At 32.1% G+C, this 21,562-nt stretch carries 14 protein-coding genes; 13 read left to right on the forward strand and 1 reads right to left on the reverse strand.

The window, feature by feature from the left end; genetic code table 11:
* Nucleotides 1-7: 7 nt before the first annotated feature.
* The 4 genes from CIT01_00650 to CIT01_00665 all read left to right on the forward strand — a co-directional run bounded on the left by CIT01_00650 (nt 8) and on the right by CIT01_00665 (nt 4,409).
* Nucleotides 8-1,117, forward strand: coding sequence for a nucleotidyltransferase (locus CIT01_00650; protein ID AXV36810.1), 1,110 nt, complete (start codon nt 8-10; stop codon nt 1,115-1,117).
* Nucleotides 1,117-2,976: a hypothetical protein gene (locus CIT01_00655; GenBank protein ID AXV36811.1), complete on the forward strand. Its 1,860-nt coding sequence runs from the start codon at nt 1,117-1,119 to the stop codon at nt 2,974-2,976. The genes CIT01_00650 and CIT01_00655 overlap by 1 nt, the downstream gene beginning before the upstream one ends.
* Nucleotides 2,976-3,452, forward strand: coding sequence for a hypothetical protein (locus tag CIT01_00660; protein ID AXV36812.1), 477 nt, complete (start codon nt 2,976-2,978; stop codon nt 3,450-3,452). Before CIT01_00655 ends, CIT01_00660 begins: the two co-directional genes overlap by 1 nt.
* Before the next feature lie 318 nt (nt 3,453-3,770).
* Complete coding sequence (locus tag CIT01_00665; GenBank protein AXV36813.1) at nt 3,771-4,409, forward strand: hypothetical protein; 639 nt, start codon at nt 3,771-3,773, stop codon at nt 4,407-4,409.
* 796 nt (nt 4,410-5,205) lie between these two features.
* On the opposite strand, the gene CIT01_00670 is transcribed toward CIT01_00665, so the two are convergent.
* Entirely contained in the window at nt 5,206-5,556 is a 351-nt protein-coding gene (locus CIT01_00670; protein ID AXV36814.1) for a hypothetical protein, read from the reverse strand.
* A 463-nt stretch (nt 5,557-6,019) separates the two neighbouring features.
* On the opposite strand from CIT01_00670, the gene CIT01_00675 reads away from it, so the two are divergent.
* From CIT01_00675 to CIT01_00715, 9 genes are all read left to right on the forward strand, one after another.
* Nucleotides 6,020-8,170 carry a hypothetical protein gene (locus tag CIT01_00675; protein ID AXV36815.1) on the forward strand — a complete coding sequence of 717 codons (2,151 nt, stop codon included), beginning with the start codon at nt 6,020-6,022 and terminating at the stop codon, nt 8,168-8,170.
* A gap of 204 nt (nt 8,171-8,374) precedes the next feature.
* Nucleotides 8,375-8,587, forward strand: coding sequence for a hypothetical protein (locus CIT01_00680; protein ID AXV36816.1), 213 nt, complete (start codon nt 8,375-8,377; stop codon nt 8,585-8,587).
* Nucleotides 8,584-9,717, forward strand: a complete 1,134-nt coding sequence (locus CIT01_00685; GenBank protein ID AXV36817.1) for a hypothetical protein — start codon at nt 8,584-8,586, stop codon at nt 9,715-9,717. The genes CIT01_00680 and CIT01_00685 overlap by 4 nt, the downstream gene beginning before the upstream one ends.
* A 316-nt stretch (nt 9,718-10,033) precedes the next feature.
* A complete protein-coding gene (locus tag CIT01_00690) occupies nt 10,034-11,560 on the forward strand; it encodes an N-6 DNA methylase (GenBank protein ID AXV36818.1) in 1,527 nt (508 codons plus the stop codon).
* On the forward strand, nt 11,550-13,034 hold the full coding sequence (locus CIT01_00695) for a hypothetical protein (protein AXV36819.1): 1,485 nt from the start codon (nt 11,550-11,552) through the stop codon (nt 13,032-13,034). Before CIT01_00690 ends, CIT01_00695 begins: the two co-directional genes overlap by 11 nt.
* Nucleotides 13,035-13,169: 135 nt before the next feature.
* Complete coding sequence (locus tag CIT01_00700; protein AXV36820.1) at nt 13,170-14,432, forward strand: hypothetical protein; 1,263 nt, start codon at nt 13,170-13,172, stop codon at nt 14,430-14,432.
* Nucleotides 14,433-14,458: 26 nt separating this feature from the next.
* Nucleotides 14,459-15,550, forward strand: a complete 1,092-nt coding sequence (locus tag CIT01_00705; GenBank protein ID AXV36821.1) for a hypothetical protein — start codon at nt 14,459-14,461, stop codon at nt 15,548-15,550.
* Complete coding sequence (locus CIT01_00710) at nt 15,543-18,617, forward strand: DEAD/DEAH box helicase (protein ID AXV36822.1); 3,075 nt, start codon at nt 15,543-15,545, stop codon at nt 18,615-18,617. Before CIT01_00705 ends, CIT01_00710 begins: the two co-directional genes overlap by 8 nt.
* A 17-nt stretch (nt 18,618-18,634) precedes the next feature.
* The gene (locus CIT01_00715; GenBank protein ID AXV36823.1) at nt 18,635-21,496 is read left to right on the forward strand and encodes a hypothetical protein; all 2,862 of its coding nucleotides are present in this window, start codon (nt 18,635-18,637) and stop codon (nt 21,494-21,496) included.
* Nucleotides 21,497-21,562 lie beyond the last annotated feature (66 nt).

The raw sequence follows: 21,562 nt of genomic DNA on the forward strand, positions 1-21,562 counted from the left end.
GATTTTTATGAAATTAAATACTTATTTTAAAGATTTTTTACATGAAATTAGATTAACTGACGATCAAGTGACCGATCTAAAAAATGAACATGAAAAATTGCGTGGACTATTAAAAGAAGATGATGAACTATCAGATATTATCGTGCATACATTTTTACAGGGCAGTTATAGGCGCAGCACAATCATTAAACCAAAAAATGACAATAACCCTGATGTTGATGTCGTTGTTGTCACCCGCTTAGATAAAAATAAATACACACCTGCAGAAGCACTTCATATGTTTGAACCGTTCCTTGAAGAAAATTATGAAAATAACTACAGAATACAAGGCCGTTCTTTGGGAATAAATTTAGATATCGTTGACCTAGATCTAGTTGTAACAGCCGCTCCGTCTGAGATTGATGAAAACATAATTCAAAAAAGTGGGATATTGTTTGATTTAACTATTGAAGATATTAAACAAACGGACAAAACATATAGATCAAAAGGAAGGTATGAATCTGCAGAAAAAATCATTAATTTTGTTGAAAAAAGCAAAAATACACCCGAATGGAAAACTGAACCTTTATACATTCCAGATCGGAATGCAAACGAATGGCAACCAACTCATCCACTAGAACAGATTCTATGGACATTTGAAAAAAATGATAAAACAAATGGACATTATGTCAATATTGTTAAGGCATTAAAATGGTGGCGACAAGAGAAATTTCCTGATGCAGACCACCCCAAAAGCTATCCTTTAGAACATTTTATTGGATATTGCTGTCCAAATGGTATAAAATCTGTTGCTGAAGGAATAACATCGACATTAGAAACAATTAAATTTGATCATGAAAATAAACCTGAACTTCCTGATCATGGTGTTCCAGAACATGATGTTTTCAGCAGAATAACTGATGAAGAGTATGAAGAGTTTTATTCTCAAGTAACTGAAGCAGCAGAGCTTGCAAGGGAGGCATTAGATTCTGATGACAAAAAGGAAAGCATCAAAAAATGGAGAAACCTGTTTGGAAAGAAATTCCCACCATATAAAATTAATACAGATATTAAAAGAGGCGGATATTCGAAAAGAACCAAAAAAACATCAAATATTCCTGGAGGAAAATTTGCATAATGAATTACAATGATTTAACTGATAATTTAAAAATCGGAAGAAGAGAATTAGACGGTGTAAATGGGGTAAAAATACTGGATGATTGGAAATGGGATTTTAATTTAACTATTTGGTATATTGAAATAGAAATTACTTCAGATATTTCAGGTAATATCCCAACAAAGTCAACATGGTATGTTATAGCTGAAAAAAGTTACCCTAAAGGAATTGTAAAAATATACCCTGCAAAAAATAATTTTAATCTTACTTTTGAGCATCAGTCAAATAATGGATTGGAAGAAAACAATTTATGGCGAAAAGGCTCATTATGTCTAGAATCCCCATTGAAATGTTTAGGTAAACATGATTTTGATTCAGAACCATTAACAGCAGAAGATCGTTTATTATGGAATGTTAAAAGAGCAATCGATTGGATTAATGCTGCTAATAAAAATGAATTGACAAAAGATGATTATTATTTTGAATTGCCACAATTTAATGAATCCTTAACATACTTTGCATTTTCTGAAGATGAAAAATCGTTCAATGATTGGAAAAAAATCAAAAATACATTTGGAATTGCTGAATTAGATTTATATAAGTCTAAACCTCCCGTCTATTTTATTAAAAAGTTTAAAAATGAGAATAATAAAACAATTAGAAAAGTCAGATGGGGAAAATATTTATCTCAGGAGTTTGAAAAACCAAATGTCGCATTGTGGGTTATGCTTAAGAAAACTCCTGTAATCAATCGATGGCAAGCTCCTAATCTTTTTGGTGAGCTTTTCGATGCATGTAGAAAACAGAATATCGACTTACGAAGTATTGTTAAATGGCTAGCACATAATATAAGAGATGGAAAGCATCATCTTCTTCTTTTGGGTTTTCCCATCCCCACAACAATAGGTGGCGAAAACACAATTATCCATTGGCAAGCACTTAAACTGCCAATCCTATCGCCTAGTAATTTAAAAGAATTAAATCCCTATGATCATACTGCTAGGAAAAAAATAAAAAAATCGAAACCTAAACATAATGCAAAAGGAGTTAGGGCTCATGAAAAAGCCCTATGGAATTTGGACAGAACAATATTAACATCCAAAAAAAAAATAGAATGGTTGAAATCTCAAAATTGGAATAAACAAGAAATTCATAATCGAGGGCAATTAAGTGAAGATTTAACTTCAATGAACATATTAATAATTGGAGCAGGTACAATAGGGAGTTCTATTGCTGAATTATTAGTTAGATCTGGAATTTCTAATCTGTCTATAATCGATGCAGATACATTAAAAATTGGAAATTTATCAAGACATTCACTGGGATTAACACAAATCGGGAAAACTAAATCTAATGAAATTTCACTTTATTTAAATCAAATTAACCCAAATACTACAGTTGAAGTTATTGATAACAATTTTGAGTTTTCTGTAGCTTTTTCTAAGAATATAGAAAATTTTGACATGATTATTGATTGTACTGGTGAAGATATAGTGCTAGAGGATCTTGAAAAGTTCAAATTTCAAAATAATAAAATATTTATATCAATTTTCATTGGATTTGCTGCAAAAAGATTATATATGTATCTACAAATAGGAAACAAATTTAAAACTGATGATTTTTGTAAAAAAACTCTTTTTTGGCAAGAAAAGGAGAGAAAAGAGTTTTCAAGTTACAAATTACCACGAGAAGGGACTGGTTGTTGGAGTTCTGTATTTCCTGCGAGATACGACGATATACTACTAGCTAGTAGTACTGCAATTAAAATTATCGAAGATTTCATTAAAAATAAACATATTACATCACTAATTTGTATTTATGAACAATATTCAGATAGTGATGGGATTTTTATTGGCTATAAAAAAGTAGAGAAGGTATAATGAGCAAGATTACTTTTAAAAGTGTTGATGATAAATTTTTGGTGGAAATTAATAATAAAATTCTAAATAGAATCAAGAATGAATGTATTAATGCAAGAACTAAAGAAACTGGTGGGATTTTAATCGGTAATTATTCAGAGAATCAGAGTATTGCTAATATTAGGAGTATTACTGGCCCCCCAAAAGATTCTAAACAAGATAGACATACTTTCAGAAGAGGAATAAATGGATTAATGAAATTACTGGATAATAAATGGAATTTAGGACAGTATTATCTTGGTGAATGGCATTTCCACCCGAATTCATCTTCTCAACCGAGTCAGGTAGATGATAATCAGATGAAAAATTTTGCAAAGGATGGGCTATTGCAATGTCCTGAACCAATTCTATTAATCATAGGGGGAAATCAAAATAAATGGGATCTGAGCGTACATGTTTATACAAAAACAAATAGAACAACTTTGACAAAAATATAATTAATATTTTAATATAGTGATCTGCTATGAAAGTACAAAAATTAGATTTATTTTACATATTCGTTATAGTATCGTTACTTAAGTATATGGATCGATTTAATTATTTTCAAGATAATATTAGAATGAATTATTATATAAGTTTTCAAAGATTTATTGTTTGGATGAATTAGGGGATTGGAGTTTAATTATTAAAAATTAATATGAAGGTATTTCATGAATAAAATCTGAACTAATTGTGAAAATAATAATTAAAAAGAAGTTAAATTATATTTAAACAGTGTAAATTAATTTATAAAAATAATTGGTTTAGGTGAAAAAATGGGGTTATTAGATAGTTGGCAATGTCCTAATGTAGAATGTTCGTATAAAAGAAGTGGAAAACAAGGTGAATACTGTCCTGAGTGTGGTACTAAATATGAAAAATTTGGTTTTTCAGATTCTGGAGGACTTTCGATAGAAAAAGATAAGTTTAAAAGAAAAAACGATCTTATTGAAGAAGTTGGGGAAGAAAAAGCATTAGAAATCTTAGAAAAAGAAGAAAGTAAAGCAGGAAGAGGTGAAAAATATATTTGTGAAGATTTGTATTGCTCTAACACCGATACATACAAATATAAAGATAATTGTCCTGATTGCGGAGAAGAATTAAAAAAATTAAAATCTAAAGAATATGACAGAATACTCGATATTAAGAGAAATATCATGAAAAATAAAAAGCTAGTATTGTTTCATGATAATCTAACAGATGAAGAAATCAGAAATAGAATATTTGAAGATATGGCTAATTTAGCATACCAAGAAACAGGTACAAAATGGATGAGTATGGGAACTTTATTAAGCTTCAATTCAACTGAACAAATGATAGGAGCAGGATTTAAGGCCATTATAGATCAAAATAAACTTATAATAAGACAAAACGAGCTTTTATTAAGAGAATTGCAAAAACTAAATAATAAATAAATAATTAAAAATTTTGAAAAAAAATTATTAATTTACTCATCGTTATCAATAGTTATCTTAGTAATTATAAGATCCTCTAAGCAGTTCTGTAAAGTTTGATAACCATTTTTGCAGCAATGTGATTTTAGTTCATCAATTAAAACCTTAGATATTTTGACATATACAAAATCGTCGTTATTTGTTTTTCGAATCATCTTCTATTTCTCCAAGATTATCAGAAATTTATTCCTCTTTAGTTTCATCAACGATAATTACTCCAGTTTTAGCCCAATATATCAATTTTTTCCATGAATGGATGGATTCTTCAAAACTTATTTCTTTATTTGGATTTTTTTCCATATAAACCACCATAATACACATTCTGAGTTTTTTTTATGTGAGAAATCAATAACCGAAGACTATTGTCAGTATTGAAATCCCAATTAAATATTTATTAAAAATTGTATATAAATGTATTACTTATTTTAATAATAGTAATATTAATATTGAATTTGATGATGATTTTTTGTTTCTAGATAATTTTGGCAGTTAATTTTTAAAGAAAATTAAGTGGTTATGATTTGGAAAAATGAACAATTTTTAAAATTATTCAATTTTTGATAGGAATTAGGGATATTTGTTCATTTAGATTCTGAATAAAATAAAAATCAAAAACCGTTCATAAGGTCTATTATAAAAAAATAAGGTTTAAATGTAATTTTTGAATTTAAGCCTAAGATTAAGAATTGCGTTATACCAAAATATAAAGAAGTTGAATATGTAATTTTATAAATTTATGGTTGATATCTTTTTTAAACTACTTTTTAGATTCTAACACTTCATGTGGTAATATCATAAATTTTTCTAATTTTTCATCAGGATTCTTTGGTTTCAAATTTGAATATGATTCAATTAAAACCACTGCATAGTTACCCTCATCAAAATAGTAGTATGTATCTTCAGGTTCTGGTGTATCTTCAACTCTGTCACCAACTATTTTAGCCATTTGGATAGATGAAGATTTAACAGTTTTAAGTTTTATGAAATTCTCTATTTGTTTTAAATTTTCTATTTGCGATATTTTTAGCCTAACATATTTTTTATAATCAATTTTTAGTATTTCAGCTTCTTTTATGAAATCCATTTCGTCAAATATTAAGTTTGCCATGTTTTCACACCCCTTAGTAAATTTATTTTATCAATAGAATAAATGCAACTATTCAATAGACATATTGTTTTTTTTAATTAGGGCAGTTTGTATGAACAAATATATTTCACAAAATATTTAAGATTAGTAATATTATAATACTATTAATTAATAATATATGCTAAAAGGAGGTGCTTCTGGTGATGGTTGCAAAAAGTGTATCATTAGATCTTGAAGATCTAATGCAGATTGAAGAGATGATAAGAAACGGTGAATCTAAGAATCTAAGTCAATTCGTTAGAACTGCTATAAAAAAAGAATTAAAAGGTGAATAAATGTCAAAAACGTTGGAAGATAAGTTATTGGCCATTTATCTGAATTATAAAGACAACGAAAATCCACCAGTTCCGTTAGAATTGATAAGGGAATATTTGGAACTTTCTGGTGTAAATCTGGCTGATAGATTCGATTAAAGGAGGATTAAATGACAAAAGAAAGAGTCAAGGGGGATGTTAGCGGAGACCCCTTAAATAACAATTTGCCTTCTGAGAATAAAAACTTATCGGATGAAAGCAATCCAATGACTACAATTCCTGTAAAAATAGATAATCAAATACCATATTTCAGAGAAAAACCCGTAATACTACTCCCAGAAGGTTTCAGCATTTATTTCAAAAGTCAAGATAGCTATGAATATTGGATCAGTGAAGAAACAAAAAAAGGAAGCTATTTAATACAATGGATTGAAATGGATGGATCAAAATCGATTAAATTTCACCGAAAAATCTCAAACAGGAATGGATTAGATGTAGAAAACAAGAAAAGAGATCGAGATCTAGCAAACTATTTACACAGTAGATGTGGAATCGAAAAAGAAGAAATAAAGTTATTTTTAGAAGAAGCAGGTATATACATTGGAGAAAATAAGGATATTATTTCACCTATCTACAATGAAATAGATGAAGAATTAACAGTTCCTGCAATAGATGATGATTCAGAAGAAATTTCAAAAAAAAGAAAAAATGAGTTAATATCATTCCTTAAAAGGGAAGATTTACTTAGTTTTATTGATAAGGCCCTATATGAACGTTCCCCTGATGAAGGTTTTATAATAGGTGAAGTGGAATCTAAACACGTATTAAATTTTAATTGTGTAGGGGCCCGTTTAGGATTATCAACAATTAATACTCTAAAAGGAGAATCATCAATCGGTAAAACAAATACAGCAAATGTCGTAACAGGGTTACATAGGACCAAGAAAGTAGGAAGTCTTTCAGAAACTGCTCTAAAATATGCTGATGACTTGGCCCAAATAGACATTTTGTATATTCAAGAAACTTTGGAAGAAGAATTTAAAAATAAAGAAACAAGACTCATGTCTGCAGATGATGGAGGATTTATTGCCGAAACAACAATAAAAAACCCTAAAACAGGACTATTTGAAGTTCAACAGACCACCATACCTGTAAAAACATTAGTAACAACCACAACCGCCATAGAATTAGATCCTGAATTTGCCTCCAGGAACTTTATCATACCTGTAGATGATAGTGAAGAGCAAACACAGAGAATATTAGAAGAAAATTTTAAATCCACAGAGAAAAAACTCCAAGAAATCAAAGGAGAACTAAATTTTAATTACAAATATGAACTTCTAAAAGAATCATACCAACTATTAGAGCCATATATAGTATTAATACCATATGAAGAAGAATTATTAGAAATATTCCCCATATCCAATCCAAGAACTCGCAGAGACTCCAAAAAACTAATGCAACTGATAAAAGAAAGTGCCCTACTATTCCAATATCAACGCTGCAGAGATGAAATAAATGAAAAAAAAGTATTAGTTGCATCATGGATCGACTTGGCCCATTCAATATTATTAGGCGGCCCTATACTAGAAGCAACGCTCACAGGCTTTGATAAAAGGCTGATAGAAGCATTGCCTATCATATATGAACTGATTGATATTAATGGCTATGTGACTACTAAATCTCTTCAAAGAAAACTAAAGAAATCTTCAAAATATGCCTGGCAAATACTCAACTTTTTCGAAGAAAATGGCTACATCTACCATGATCCAGCAACAAAACATGACGAAGGAATAAAAGGAAAAGCCAAAGTGTACATAAAAACAGGTACCAACCAATATAAAAATCTGCTATTAGCTATAGGAAATATAGATTGGATAAATATTAAAAAAAAGGAAGAAGAATTCATAAAAATACAAATTCCAAATTCTTCCCACCAAGTAGGAGAAGTAATATACCTACCAAACTACAACCCCACGTTACCCAACAAGGTGGCGTACACACCAACACATATACACTCAAAGGAATTTAGAATTTACAAGAAGAACAAACTAAAAACCAAATTTACAGATGATAAGAATCCAGAAATTCTGACAGATAAAAATAGAAATAATAAACAGGACAAATTAATAAAACAGTCGTTAGAAGCAGAAATAAATTATGATAATCTAATGGTAATAGAAAAAGATATCCTAACAGAGTTAGCTGGATTCATCAAACACACCATCAACTCAATAGTTGAACATCTAAAAGATAAATACCCTAAAACTGATATTCTCTCAACAATTCAAAATATGGAGAGTAGGGGGTGGATAGAATAATCCAACAAACCAAACTCTCACTTTTCAGCCGAAAAAAAGAACCAATCACCCCTAAAAAACCAAAAATATATATCAACTGGAAAAAAATACCCCCCACAACTAAGAAAGTTCCTACTACTGCATATAATAAGAGCATTCGAAGAAAACAGTGGCCCAAATAAAAAAATAAAAAAAAAAGGAATTATTAATGTATTAAGCAAAAATATGGGGAATGTTGCCAAAAAACAAGTAGAAATGTTCATTGAAAACCTGATATACCAGAGCTACATCCAGGAACTAGCTGACCATGAACTGGGATATACAGATAAAATTTATGAAGATCTAAAAAAAATCGATAAAATCATCAAAAAACAGATGTATTCCCAAAAATATCAAAGAAAAAACACTCATAATAATCTAAGGGGTTTTACAAAATGAAAGGGCTTCAATCATTTTATAAAGCCTTTTACGGACATTCTTTTTACCGACACTTCAGACGCCCACCAGACTTCAATCTAAAAAAATTTAGGATACAATTCACCGTTGAAAATCCTAAAACATTATATCTACATGTACACCGCAACAGCAGCCACCACCCCTGTTTAATCCACACCTATGATTATGGAAGCAAGGGAAATCTAAGAGAGAGAAACAAATCAAAGATTGTATTTGATCGTGCCTTCTTTGATTTTGACGTTACCAACCCCCAAATAAAAGAAATAAAAAATGAACTTATATCACTAAGAAGTCATGGATTGAACTACCAGAAGGAAAAACAGGAAGATCTAACAGAAATTCTCCAAAAGCTAATCATTAAAAAGAAAGTAGCTAAACCTGCTATTGATGAAGCCAAAGATTTCGCATTAAAATTTAAGGAAACTTTCGGAAAAGAACCTGCACTTTTTTTCAGCGGATGCAAAGGCTGCCACGCATATACTTTCTTCAAAGCATCAAGCTTTAAAAATATAGACTTGGCCCTCTCATGGTTTGCAGAACATATTAAAAATACCTACAATTATGAAACTCTTGATTTATCTGTAAATCGCGATTCAACGGCCCGTTTATCACGCATTCCCTACAGCAAGCATCAAATAACCCAATTAGCCGTAGTTTCTTTTACAATTGATGATGATTACTTAGAAATAATGCGAAAATCTCTAAATCCTTATGTAGAACCATTTGAAATAGAAGATCATTCAACCAATTTTCATAAACACTTACAAAAAATAGATCTAGTCGAATCATTCAATGCAAATGTCAAAAAAACTACTAAACCAAAAAATGTGGCCCTTTCAGGCAATTTTAATAATCAAAGAAATTTAAATGACCATAGAATATTTTTCAGATCAATCTTGGGAAATCCTGTTAGAGAATATCCTGAAAAGAATTATGTGATGTACCAATGCCCCTTTCCAGACCACACTGACATAAAACCCTCATTTATGGTGCATAAATGTGGATATCAATGTTACAGCTGTCAAAAAAAGGGTAATTACTGGCAGTTCTTAAAGGATTACTATAATTTAAGTGATATTCAGGTCAAGAAGTGTTTAAAGGAAATGTTATAACAAATATTCACAACTCTTGCTTGAAATATATAATAAAAACCAAAAATTTATCGGATTCTTCTTATCTATTATTAAGCTTATTAGACTCCAAATATTCGTTTGGTTTTTCTAAATTGAATATTCTAGAATAAAATAGAAAAATAAATTAATGATATTCATTCTTTGACCTGAATGTTAAAAAAAATTATCACAATCTTCTGCTAACATTATAAATTAAAAATTTGACTTTTAGCTTAATTTTGTAAATGATCAAATAGTAAAATTTAAGATTTAGCATGGAAAACAATTTTTATAGATAAGTTACAATTTTTGGTGAATGAACATGGCTAAGAGCAATGGGGCAAATTTGGGTTTTGAACAGAAATTATGGCAATCAGCAGACAAACTAAGAAACAACATGGACGCAGCAGAATACAAACACATAGTGCTAGGGCTGATATTCCTAAAATACATCTCCGATGCTTTCTTAGAAGTTCACAAAAAATTAGAAACAGATAAATATGCAGACTCAGAAGACAAAGACGAATACACAGCGTTAAACATATTTTGGGTACCAACAAAAGCACGATGGAACTACCTACAAGATCATGCCAAACAACCAGACATAGGAAAACTCATCGACGATGCCATGGACGCCATAGAAAAAGACAACCCCCAACTAAAAGGCGTACTACCCAAAGACTATGCACGAGAAGCACTAGACAAAAAAAGCCTAGGCGGCATAATCGACCTCATAGGGACCATAGGCCTCGGAAACAAAGAAAGCAGATCAAAAGATATACTAGGAAGAGTCTATGAATACTTCCTAGGACAATTTGCCAGTGCCGAAGGAAAAAAAGGAGGCCAATTCTACACACCACGAAGCATAGTCAAAGTCCTAGTAGAAATGATCGAACCTTATCATGGCAGAATATATGACCCCTGCTGTGGATCTGGAGGAATGTTCGTACAGAGTGAAAAGTTTGTAGAAGCACATGAAGGTAAAATAGGAGACATCGCCATATACGGCCAAGAATCCAACCAAACCACATGGAGATTATGCAAAATCAACTTAGCCATACGAGGCATAGACTCTGACATCCAATGGGGAGACAGCTTCACCGAAGACAAACATAAGGACCTAAAATCGGATTACATCCTTGCTAATCCACCTTTCAATGACAAAGACTGGAAAGCCGAACTACTGGAAGACGACGTAAGATGGAAATATGGCATACCACCCAAAAGAAACGCCAACTTTGCATGGGTACAACACTTTATCCACCACCTAACACCCAATGGAATAGCAGGATTCGTATTATCCAACGGATCCATGTCTGCTGGTGGAATTGAGGGAAAAATAAGACAAAAAATAGTGGAAAATGACTTGGTAGATTGTATGGTGGCCCTACCATCACAACTATTTTATAATACAGGTATACCGGCTTGTTTATGGTTTATTTCAAGGGATAAAAAGAATGTTCGTTTCAGGAATCGTGAAGATGAGATACTTTTTATTGATGCTCGTAAAATGGGTTACATGGCAGATCGCACACACCGGGAACTAAGCGATGAAGATATACAACAGATCGCACAAACATATTATAGTTGGCGAGGTGAAGGTGGAGAATACAAAGATGTTCGCGGATTTTGCAAGTCTACCACGTTAAACGAAGTAAAAAAACATGATTACATACTCACCCCTGGTCGTTATGTGGGTTTTGCTGAGGAAGAAGAGGATCTTGAAGAATTTGAGGAAAAGATGAAAAGATTGACCTCTGAACTGGCGCAACAATTTAAGGAATCTGATAAATTAGAAAAAGAAATAAGTGATTATTTAAAGATGATTGGTTATGAAATTTAAGATATTTGTCAGTGGCAATCAGAATGAGCTTAAAAAAGAGAGAATGGCTGTGAAAGAGGCTATTGTAAATATTCCCGTAATTAAAGACTTTTTTGAGCCTTTTTTATTTGAAGACTTGCCTTCATTAGGTTGTGACCCGGTTTCAACTTATCTAGATGAAGTTAAAAATAGTGATATTTATATTGGTATTTTGGGAACTAATTATGGTAATAAATATGAAGATGGTATTTCAGCCACTGAAAAAGAATATAATACCTTTATAGAGTATGTATCTGATGGTGAAATATTACTTTTTGTTAAAGGTGATAAAAGTATTTCTCGAGACCCTGAAATCGATGATTTTATTGAAAAAACCAGATCTAAATCTATTTACAGGCGTTTTGATTCTATAACGGATCTTGAAGAAGAAATAATTAATAGCTTACAATCTTTTCTTGAAAATGAGGGAGTAATCAATTTTGAAGTTTTTGATAAAAGGATATGCTTGGTGGCAGATTATAGTGCCATTGATGAAAACGAAGTTAAAGATTTTCTTCAAAAAAGAGCTACGAATATGGATGTTGACGTTCCAGATGCTCCAATTCAAGATATTCTTATAAATTTGTTAAAAGTTTTAAAGACATATAAAGGAGAACTACATCCAACTAATACAGGAATCCTATTTTTCAGTGAAAATGCGTCGGATTATATTCCACAAAATGTAATAAAGATTGTTAGATTTAAGGGAGTGACACGAACAGATATAATTGACAGTAAGGAAATAAAAGGCCCTATTTATAAAATGATTGGTGAAGTGGAAAGTTTTTTCAAGAGAAACACCCGAACTGCTAATAAAATAGTAGACTATAAAAGGGTTAACATTCCTGAATATCCATATTTGACTATTAGAGAAGCGTTAATCAATGCAATTGCTCATAGAGATTATAATCGTGTCGGTGCAAAGATAATGTTCTCCATATATGATGATAGGGTAGAGATAAGTAGTCCTGGAGTTCTTGTTTCTGGATTGTCAATAGATGACCTTGAAAACCAGCACGAAACTCGAAATGATGCCATATGTGAAATATTTAAATTAACAAAAGATATGGAAACGTTTGGGACAGGTATTAAAAAGATGCGTAAATCCATGAAGGAACACGGACTCCCTGAACCTGAATTTAGGATTGAAGGAGAATTTTTTGTAGTTAGGCTTCATGGTCCGGGCAATAAAATACTGGATTTAGCTCCTGATATTCCTGAAAGCAGGATAGTTGCTGATCTAAAGAGATCAAAGTTAAATGAAAGGCAAATAAAGGCCTTAGAAATGATGTTAGATAATCAAATTTTCACTAACAGTATTTATCAAGAAACATTTGGAGTTTCTCGTCAAACTGCTTCTCGAGATTTAAAAGATCTTACGAATAAAGGACAAATCTATTCAACTGGAAAGGGGAAGGGAACTAAATATAAAGCTACGAATATAGATGAGTCATAAACTCAAAAATTGAGGCATAAATTGAGGCGTATTTTCATGAGGCATAAGTTGAATTTTTGAGGCATAAAATGAGGCATATCTTAACAAAAAAAATTAGTGAATCAAAAAGTTTACAAGTAAAAAAAGAGTGTGAATATGGTTGAGGGGAAATTTAAAGAGACAAATATAGGATGCATACCTGAAAATTGGGAAACTGTTCCTTTAACAGATATAGTTACTCATTATGTTGATAATAGGGGTAAAACAGCACCCACTACTGAATCAGGAATTCCATTGATAGCTACTAATTGCATAAAAGAACAGGGGTTGTATCCAACTTATGAAAGGTTGAGATTTGTTTCTAAAGAAACTCATGAAACTTGGTTTAGAGATCATCCAAAACCAGATGATATAATAATTGTAAACAAAGGAACGCCAGGTTTAGTCTGTTTGGTACCAAATCCGGCTGATTTTTGTATTGCTCAGGATATGATTGCTATTAGGGCAGATAAAAGTAAGGTATATTATAAATATCTATTTGCGTACATGAGAACTGAAAATTTCAAATACCAAGTTCAAAATCTTAATGTAGGGACCACAATACCTCATTTAAAGAAAACCGTTTTTTCAAACCTTATTATACCTTTACCCTCCGTTGAAGAACAAATTTTCATTGGAAATTTGTATTATGAAATATCTAAAAAATTCGAACTCAATCAAAAAATAAATCAGACTTTGGAAGCGTTGGGTCAGGCTATTTTCATACAATGGTTTATAGATTTTGAGTTTCCTGATGAGAAGGGGCAGTCTTACAAGTCTAGTGGAGGAGAAATGATTGATTCAAAGTTGGGTGAGATACCAAATGGTTGGGAAGTTAAAAAACTTGGAGAAATTTGTGATATAAAGATGGGTCAATCTCCAAAATCTGAATTTTACAATGAAAATGGAGAAGGACTTCCGTTTTATCAGGGTGTAACTAATTTTGGAGAAAGATTTCCAAAGGATAAGATGTATTGTACTGTTAAAAATAAAGTCGCAGAAAAAGGAGATATTTTATTCAGTGTAAGAGCTCCAGTGGGCAGAATAAATATTGCTAATACGAAAATGATTATTGGAAGAGGTATTTGTGCAATTAAACATAAAAATAGTTTACAATCATTCTTGTTATATCAATTAAAAAACATCTTTACTAAAGAAGATTCCATAGGAAGTGGAACTGTGTTTAATGCAATAACTAGGAAAGATTTGGATGAGTTATTGGTTTTAGTTCCTAATATAAATATTAACAAGAAATTTGATTCATTGACTGGATCTATTGATAAAGAAATTGAGAATTTAACTTTACAAAATAATAATTTATCTCAAATTAGGGATTCAATTTTACCCAAACTAATGTCAGGGAAAATTAGAGTTAACTGAAACTAAATTTAGGGGGAGGGGTTAATATGAAAAAAGAGGTAAGATTATTACTAGAAAAATCTATAAATTCTCTTATATTAAGTATAGAACATTTTAATAGGCCTTGGGATAGGGGAAGAGTAGAAGCCGTTTTAATTTTACTTGATCACTCATTTGAACTTCTTTTAAAAGCAACTATCGTGCATGAAGGAGGTAAAATAAACAAAAAGGGTCAGAACGAAACTATTGGTTTTGATTCGTGTGTAAGAAAAGCTATATCGCACAAAATAATAACAAATGAACAAGCTCTCACTCCTCAAACAATTAATGGATTAAGGGACGCTGCGCAGCATTATATAGTTGAAATATCTGAACAACAATTATATATGCACTCACAATCAGGATTAACGTTATATAAAGATATTTTAAAAGGTACATTTCAAAAAAACTTATCTGATGAACTTCCAGTCAGAGTATTACCCGTTTCTACAACACCACCTCTAAATATTAATACTTTATTCGAAAATGAACTTAAAGAGGTTAAAAAACTTCTTATTCCTGGCACTAGGCGAAAAAAAGAAGCGACAGTCAAATTGAGGGCGTTATCTATTTTTGACAGAACATTAAGAGGAGAAACATTCCAACCGAGTGAAAGAGAACTGAATAAATTAGCAGATGATGTTAAACAAGATAAAGACTGGAATGAAATTTTTCCAGGTGTTGCCTCAATCAATTTAACTTTAGATGGAATTGGCCATAATCTATCACTAAGAATAACGAAAAAAGAAGATGCACCACCTGTGCAATTAGTACCTGAAGGAACGCCAGGGGCAGCAGTTGTTGCCGTGAGAAGAGTAAATGAATTAGATTTCTACAATTTATCACATAAACAATTAGCAAAAAAAGTCGGCTTGACTTCGCCAAGAACAACTGCAATAATAAAACATATGAAACTAAGGGATGATTACGAATGTTATAACTTAATAAAAATTGGAAAAACTTCATATCATCGCTATTCACAGTATGCTATTCATAAAATAAAAGAAGAACTAAAAACGGCTGATATGGATAAAATATGGAAAGAATATCGGGCTGAAAGATATGATCCTATTACAAAGAGGAGAATAAAAAATGAGTAATTTAACAGAGAATCATGTAGAATATGCAACCATCTCTATCCTTCAGGAACTCGGCTACAATTATCTCCATGGTTTAGACATGTCCCCCGACGGGAAATCACCAGAAAGAGAACTTTATTCTGATGTGATATTGGTCCAACGACTCCGAAATGTTATAAACCGCCTAAATCCTAATATCCCACCTACTGCTCGCGAAGAAGCATTAAAAAAAGTTTTAAGATCAGAATCTAGCGATCTTCTATCTAACAACTTTCGCTTTCATCAACTATTAACCGAAGGTATTGGCGTTGAATATCGTGAAAATGATAGAATAAAAGGAGATAAGGTTTACTTGGTGGATTTCCAGAACTTATCTAACAACGATTTTTTAGCAGTTAACCAGTTCACCGTAATTGAAAACAATAACAATCGTCGCCCAGACATTGTATTATTCATAAACGGCCTACCTTTAGTGGTTATTGAACTCAAAAATCCTGCTGATGCGAGTGCCACCCTGAAAAAAGGTTATCAACAACTGCAAACTTACAAAAATCAAATTCCTTCTCTATTCCAACTCAATGAAATTCTCATAACCTCTGATGGTATGGAAGCTAGGGTTGGGACTTTAACCAGTTCATGGGAACGTTTCATGCCTTGGAAGACCATTGATGGTTCCACTATCCCTGGTGACACCTTCCAATTAGAGGTCATGCTCCGTGGAATGCTCAACCCGGAAGTTCTCCTAGATATTATTAACCACTTCATCACCTTTGAAAGGGAAAAGGAAATTAAGAAAAAAATAGCAGCATATCATCAGTACCATGCTGTAAACCGGGCTGTCTATGCCACTCTGGAAGCATCCCAACCTGAAGGAAACAAAAGGTGTGGGGTGGTTTGGCATACTCAAGGGTCGGGTAAAAGTCTGATCATGGCATTTTATGCAGGTAAATTAGTATTAGAAATGGATAACCCCACTATAGTGGTTTTAACCGATCGAAACGACTTGGACGATCAGTTATTTGGAACTTTCACCAAGTCAAGGGATCTTTTAAGACAGGACCCACAACAGGCTGACAGCAGAGAAAAACTGCAGGAACTACTTAAAGTAGCCTCTGGGGGAATAGTCTTCACCACCATCCAGAAATTCTTCCCAGAAAAAGGTTTATCTTACCCCCTTCTATCTGATAGGGACAACATTGTAGTAATAGCAGACGAGGCCCATCGTAGCCAGTATGAATTCATTGACGGCTTTGCCCGGCACATGAGAGATGCCCTCCCCAATGCTTCCTACATTGGATTTACAGGAACGCCTATTGAGATGAATGATAAAAACACGGTTCAAGTGTTTGGTAATTACATTGATATATACGATATTGAACAGGCAGTGGAAGATGGGGCCACAGTCAGGATTTACTATGAAAACCGGCTAATAAAACTGGACATTGATGAGGAGAAGAAGGCTTTAATCGATCCTAAATTTGAGGATGTTACAGAGGGAGAAGAAACTGAAATCAAGGAAAAATTGAAAAGTAAATGGGCTCGAACTGAAGCCATTGTGGGTAGTGAGAATAGAATAAAAGAATTAGCTGCAGATCTGGTTGACCATTTCACCCAGAGAATAGAAGCTCAAAATGGTAAGGGAATGGTTGTTTGTATGAGCCGGAGAATCTGCACTGACCTTTACAATGAAATTATCAAAATCAAACCAGAATGGGAAAACAATGAGGATGATAAGGGATTTTTAAAGGTGGTTATGACCGGATCTGCCTCAGACCCTGAAGACTGGCAGAAACACATCCGGAACAAACCGCGTAGAAGAGAATTGGGTGAAACCTTCAAAGACCCTGAATCTGAAATAAAACTGGTAATTGTAAGGGATATGTGGCTTACAGGTTTTGATGTGCCCAACTTGCACACCATGTATCTTGACAAACCCATGAGAGGTCACGGCCTGATGCAAGCTATTGCCCGGGTAAACAGAGTTTACAAAGACAAAGAAGGCGGATTAATAGTAGATTATCTGGGAATCGCAGCAGAACTCAAAAAAGCTATTCAAGATTATACTGTGGGTGGTGGCAAAGGAAAACCAGCATTTGATCAGGATAAAGCCGTGGGATTAATGCTAGAAAAATATGAGATTGTTAAATCCATGTTCCACGGCTTTGAATACACAGGATACTTCACTAAAGACACTAAAAAACAATTAAAAATCCTTTTAAGGGGAATAGACCATATCTTGGGACTTAAAGATGGTAAAAACAGGTTCTTGAAGAATGTTAATGAACTTTCCAAAGCATTTGCACTTTCAGTCCCCCACGAAAAAGCCATAGAAATAAGGGATGAAATTGGTTTTTTTAAGGCAATTCGAGCTCAATTAGTAAAAACAGAACAATCCGATGATAAAAAACTCAGTAAGGATGAAATAGAGCTTGCCATAAAGCAGATAATTTCTGATGCCCTGACATCAGAGGGTGTTGTGGAAATAGTTGGATCTAAAGATGTTTCAGGATTTAAAAATCCGGATATTTCTATTTTATCTGATGAGTTCTTGGAAGAGGTAAAGGGAATGCCTCAAAGGAATCTGGCAGCGGAACTACTAGAGAAACTTTTAAAGGAACAAATTAAAACCCGGTCGCGAAGGAATGTTGTTGAAGCTAAATCCTTTGCAGAAATGTTGGAAAATGCTTTAGAAAGGTATAAACAGCGTCCTGTTGATAGTAATGAAGTGATCAATAATTTAATTGATATTGCTAAAAAGATTCGCGAAGCAGATCAAAGGGGAGAAGATCTGGGTCTAACTGAATATGAAATTGCATTTTACGATGCATTACTGGTTAGTAAAGAGGCAGAAGAAGTTTTAGGTAATGAAGAATTGAAAAAAATTTCCATGGAGTTAGTCAGGACAATTAAAAATAATATAACCATTGATTGGACATTAAGAGAAAATGTTCAAGCCAAAATGAGGGTGGCTGTTAAAAGATTACTAAAAAAACATCAATATCCTGCCGATAATCGTGATAAAACAGTGGAAATTGTCTTAGAACAAGCTAAAATCGTATGTGAGGAATGGGCTAAATCTACTATTTAATTATAAGATGTGTTCAAATGGATCCAGAAAAAACTACAAATAACGAATCTATTGCCCCGGCCGAGGGTGAAAGACGTGCAATAGGTGGTTATTTTAATCAATACGAAGTATCGGCTTATATTATCCTAAAATCTTTTCTAAATGATTCTTTGGATTGGATTAAAGTTGCTGATCCTGATGCAAAACATGTGGATGATTTTCAAATTTGCAAAGGGGCACGTTTAGATGCTTTTCAGATGAAATGGAGTCATTACACCCGATCATTCAGTTTTAACGATTTAATTAAAAAAAGAAAAAATGCTCCGAGCTTAATTGTTCAACTTGCTGAAGGATGGAAGAATTTTAACAAAAAATACCCTGAAATGAAAATTGCTGTGCATTTAATAACTAATGATTACATTTCTACCTCTACTAAAGCAAAAATCCCTTGTGGCGAACCAAAACCTGCCTCATGCCATTTTGCAGCATTTATAAATCAAGCTTGGAAACCATTTAAGTCTGGCAAGAATATCCCCAAAGAATGGAAACCCGCTTGGAATAAATTGCAAGTGGAAAGCGGGTTAAATTTAGATGATTTCCAAATGTTTGCACTCGATTGTGAATTAGATTTTGAATATAAGATTATTATTCCTGAAGAAGAGCGAGAAAAAGAAATTTTTATAAATGATTTGAAAGATATAGCTCATAATTTAATTAAGGCGGTTGCAGATCCTTCCCAAATTATTAAAATTACTAGTAGAGAACTAATTGAAAAACTTAATTGGTCAACAAGAACTGAGTTGAGAAGTCGTCATGAGTTTCCTGTGGATGAAGATTTATATCATCCAATTAAATCTAATATGGACGATTTAAATGCTGCATTGGATGCGCATGTAGGAGGATATATTGGTGTTTTTGGAACGCCAGGATCTGGTAAATCGACATTTTTATCTCATTTTTTGCGTTCTAGAGAAGAAAGAGTAATTTTTTATTATGCTTATGTCCCAGATTCATATGACTCCGTTATTAGAGGAGAATCAGAAAATTTTCTGCATGATATCACATTATCTTTAAGACGTATGGGGTTCACTTCTGGAGAAAATTTAAATTTAGATTTAAATCAACTTTTAAAATATTTTTACAAACAACTTGATCTTTTACATGATGATTGGAAAAACAATGGCCATAAAACGATTTTTCTAATAGATGGATTAGATCATATTGAACGTGAACAAAATCCCCGAGATTCAATGCTAAAATATTTACCTTCTCCAGAAAATATCCCTCAAGGGGTTTATTTTATATTGGGAAGTCAAACAGAAACAATACTTCCTGAAAATATCCAATATTCTATAAATAAAGAAAATCGTACAGTTTTAATGAGGCCACTTAATAAAAATGCCGTTTTTGACATTATTAACAAATCTAATTTGCCTCTAATCATAGGTAAACAGAAAGAAACAATTTATGGTTTATCTGATGGACATCCATTAGCATTATCATATATTCTGAATCATCTCAAAGGTATAAAGGATAATAAAGAAATTGAAAGAATCCTCGAAAGAACAATAGAATATGGGGGGAATATTGAAGCCCAATATAATAGTTATTGGGCTTTAATTAAACACGAAGATGATTTAATAGGTTTAACAGGATTATTATGCCGTTTTAGAAATTATATTGATATTGACTGGGTGAAAACATGGGCAGAATTGGGAATTCTAAGGAAATTTGTATTAGAATTTAAACATTATTTCAGAATAGAAAATAAACGATGGTATTTTTTCCATAATAGCTTTAGACTATTTCTTCAGGAAAAAACAGGAGAGTTAATACCTGGAGAGTTTGATCAAAGTATAGACAGAGATTTTCATCTTCAAATGGCAGATTTATGCCGTAAATCTGAAAAAAACTCCTATTGGTTTTGGGAAGAAATATTTCACCTTGCTAAGGCTAGTAAACATCGTAAAGTTTTAGTATATGCTTCACAAACCTATTTCAGAGAGCAATTTTTAAATTTTAGGCCTTTAGATACTATCCAAGTTGATATTAATTTTGCTTTAGAATCCGCTGTAATTTGTCAAGATCCTGTCGCTCTTACCCGTTTATTATTTATTCGATCAGAAATTGGGGAAAGAGAAGTAAACTTGGATAAAAAATCCATGATTTCTATTTTATTACATCTCAATGAAAAATTTGCTTTAGAATATATCCGTGACGGTAATCATCTAAAAATTGAACCTGTTGATGCTTTAAAATTAATCCCAGAATTAGTATTAAATGGGTTTCATGATGAAGCTAAGAAAATATTTGAATTATCCGAGCCTTTAAATGTAATATATTCTCCTAAACCAATTGAAAACCATTTTAATAATGATGAAAGCGAACTAGTCAAGTTTTGGGCAACTTCTGCCATATATTTTAAAGAATTAGAAAATATTTTGAAAATAATTCGGCAGTTGAAGAAACTTCCAGATCGTTCAAGCATAAAAGAAGATCTTGATCCATCAAGAACTTTTCAAAATTTAATTATTTATAATATGGGATTGTTTTTAATAAAAAATGAAATATGGGATAAGGTTTTTAGTATATTAAATGATTTCAATACAGATCAAAAAGATTTAAAATATCTTTTTTATTTATATGCTAACTCTTGGAATGAAGCTAATAAAAATGAAAATATTAATATTGCAAAACAATTTTTAAACGGTTTTTTAAGCAGATTTAATCAAATCACGATTATCGATGAAGATATGTGCCTTACTCTAGCTGAAGCTTTCTATTTTGTTTATAATGATGCTAACACAGTTGAAAGTTATTTAAGGGATTTATCTCAACCAGAATTACAAACTAATATGCATCAATCAAACCCTAATATGCAACCATTTATGTTTCGTTAGACTAAATCGACTATTTTATTGCTTAGGAAGTACAAAAGCTCCTGAAGATATCATTCCAGACGCTGC

Source organism: Methanobacterium sp. BRmetb2, assembly GCA_003491285.1.
In the GTDB taxonomy this organism is placed as follows: Archaea; Methanobacteriota; Methanobacteria; order Methanobacteriales; family Methanobacteriaceae; genus UBA117.

What these genes read in the sequence shown, in the direction of transcription:
- CIT01_00665 (AXV36813.1), top strand. Translation starts at nt 3,771, where the DNA reads ATGGGGTTATTAGATAGTTGGCAATGTCCTAATGTAGAATGTTCGTAT.
- CIT01_00690 (AXV36818.1), top strand. Translation starts at nt 10,034, where the DNA reads ATGAACATGGCTAAGAGCAATGGGGCAAATTTGGGTTTTGAACAGAAA.
- CIT01_00680 (AXV36816.1), top strand. Translation starts at nt 8,375, where the DNA reads ATGGGGAATGTTGCCAAAAAACAAGTAGAAATGTTCATTGAAAACCTG.
- CIT01_00660 (AXV36812.1), top strand. Translation starts at nt 2,976, where the DNA reads ATGAGCAAGATTACTTTTAAAAGTGTTGATGATAAATTTTTGGTGGAA.
- CIT01_00705 (AXV36821.1), top strand. Translation starts at nt 14,459, where the DNA reads ATGAAAAAAGAGGTAAGATTATTACTAGAAAAATCTATAAATTCTCTT.
- CIT01_00685 (AXV36817.1), top strand. Translation starts at nt 8,584, where the DNA reads ATGAAAGGGCTTCAATCATTTTATAAAGCCTTTTACGGACATTCTTTT.
- CIT01_00675 (AXV36815.1), top strand. Translation starts at nt 6,020, where the DNA reads ATGACAAAAGAAAGAGTCAAGGGGGATGTTAGCGGAGACCCCTTAAAT.
- CIT01_00655 (AXV36811.1), top strand. Translation starts at nt 1,117, where the DNA reads ATGAATTACAATGATTTAACTGATAATTTAAAAATCGGAAGAAGAGAA.
- CIT01_00710 (AXV36822.1), top strand. Translation starts at nt 15,543, where the DNA reads ATGAGTAATTTAACAGAGAATCATGTAGAATATGCAACCATCTCTATC.
- CIT01_00670 (AXV36814.1), bottom strand. Translation starts at nt 5,556, where the DNA reads ATGGCAAACTTAATATTTGACGAAATGGATTTCATAAAAGAAGCTGAA.
- CIT01_00650 (AXV36810.1), top strand. Translation starts at nt 8, where the DNA reads ATGAAATTAAATACTTATTTTAAAGATTTTTTACATGAAATTAGATTA.
- CIT01_00695 (AXV36819.1), top strand. Translation starts at nt 11,550, where the DNA reads ATGAAATTTAAGATATTTGTCAGTGGCAATCAGAATGAGCTTAAAAAA.
- CIT01_00700 (AXV36820.1), top strand. Translation starts at nt 13,170, where the DNA reads ATGGTTGAGGGGAAATTTAAAGAGACAAATATAGGATGCATACCTGAA.
- CIT01_00715 (AXV36823.1), top strand. Translation starts at nt 18,635, where the DNA reads ATGGATCCAGAAAAAACTACAAATAACGAATCTATTGCCCCGGCCGAG.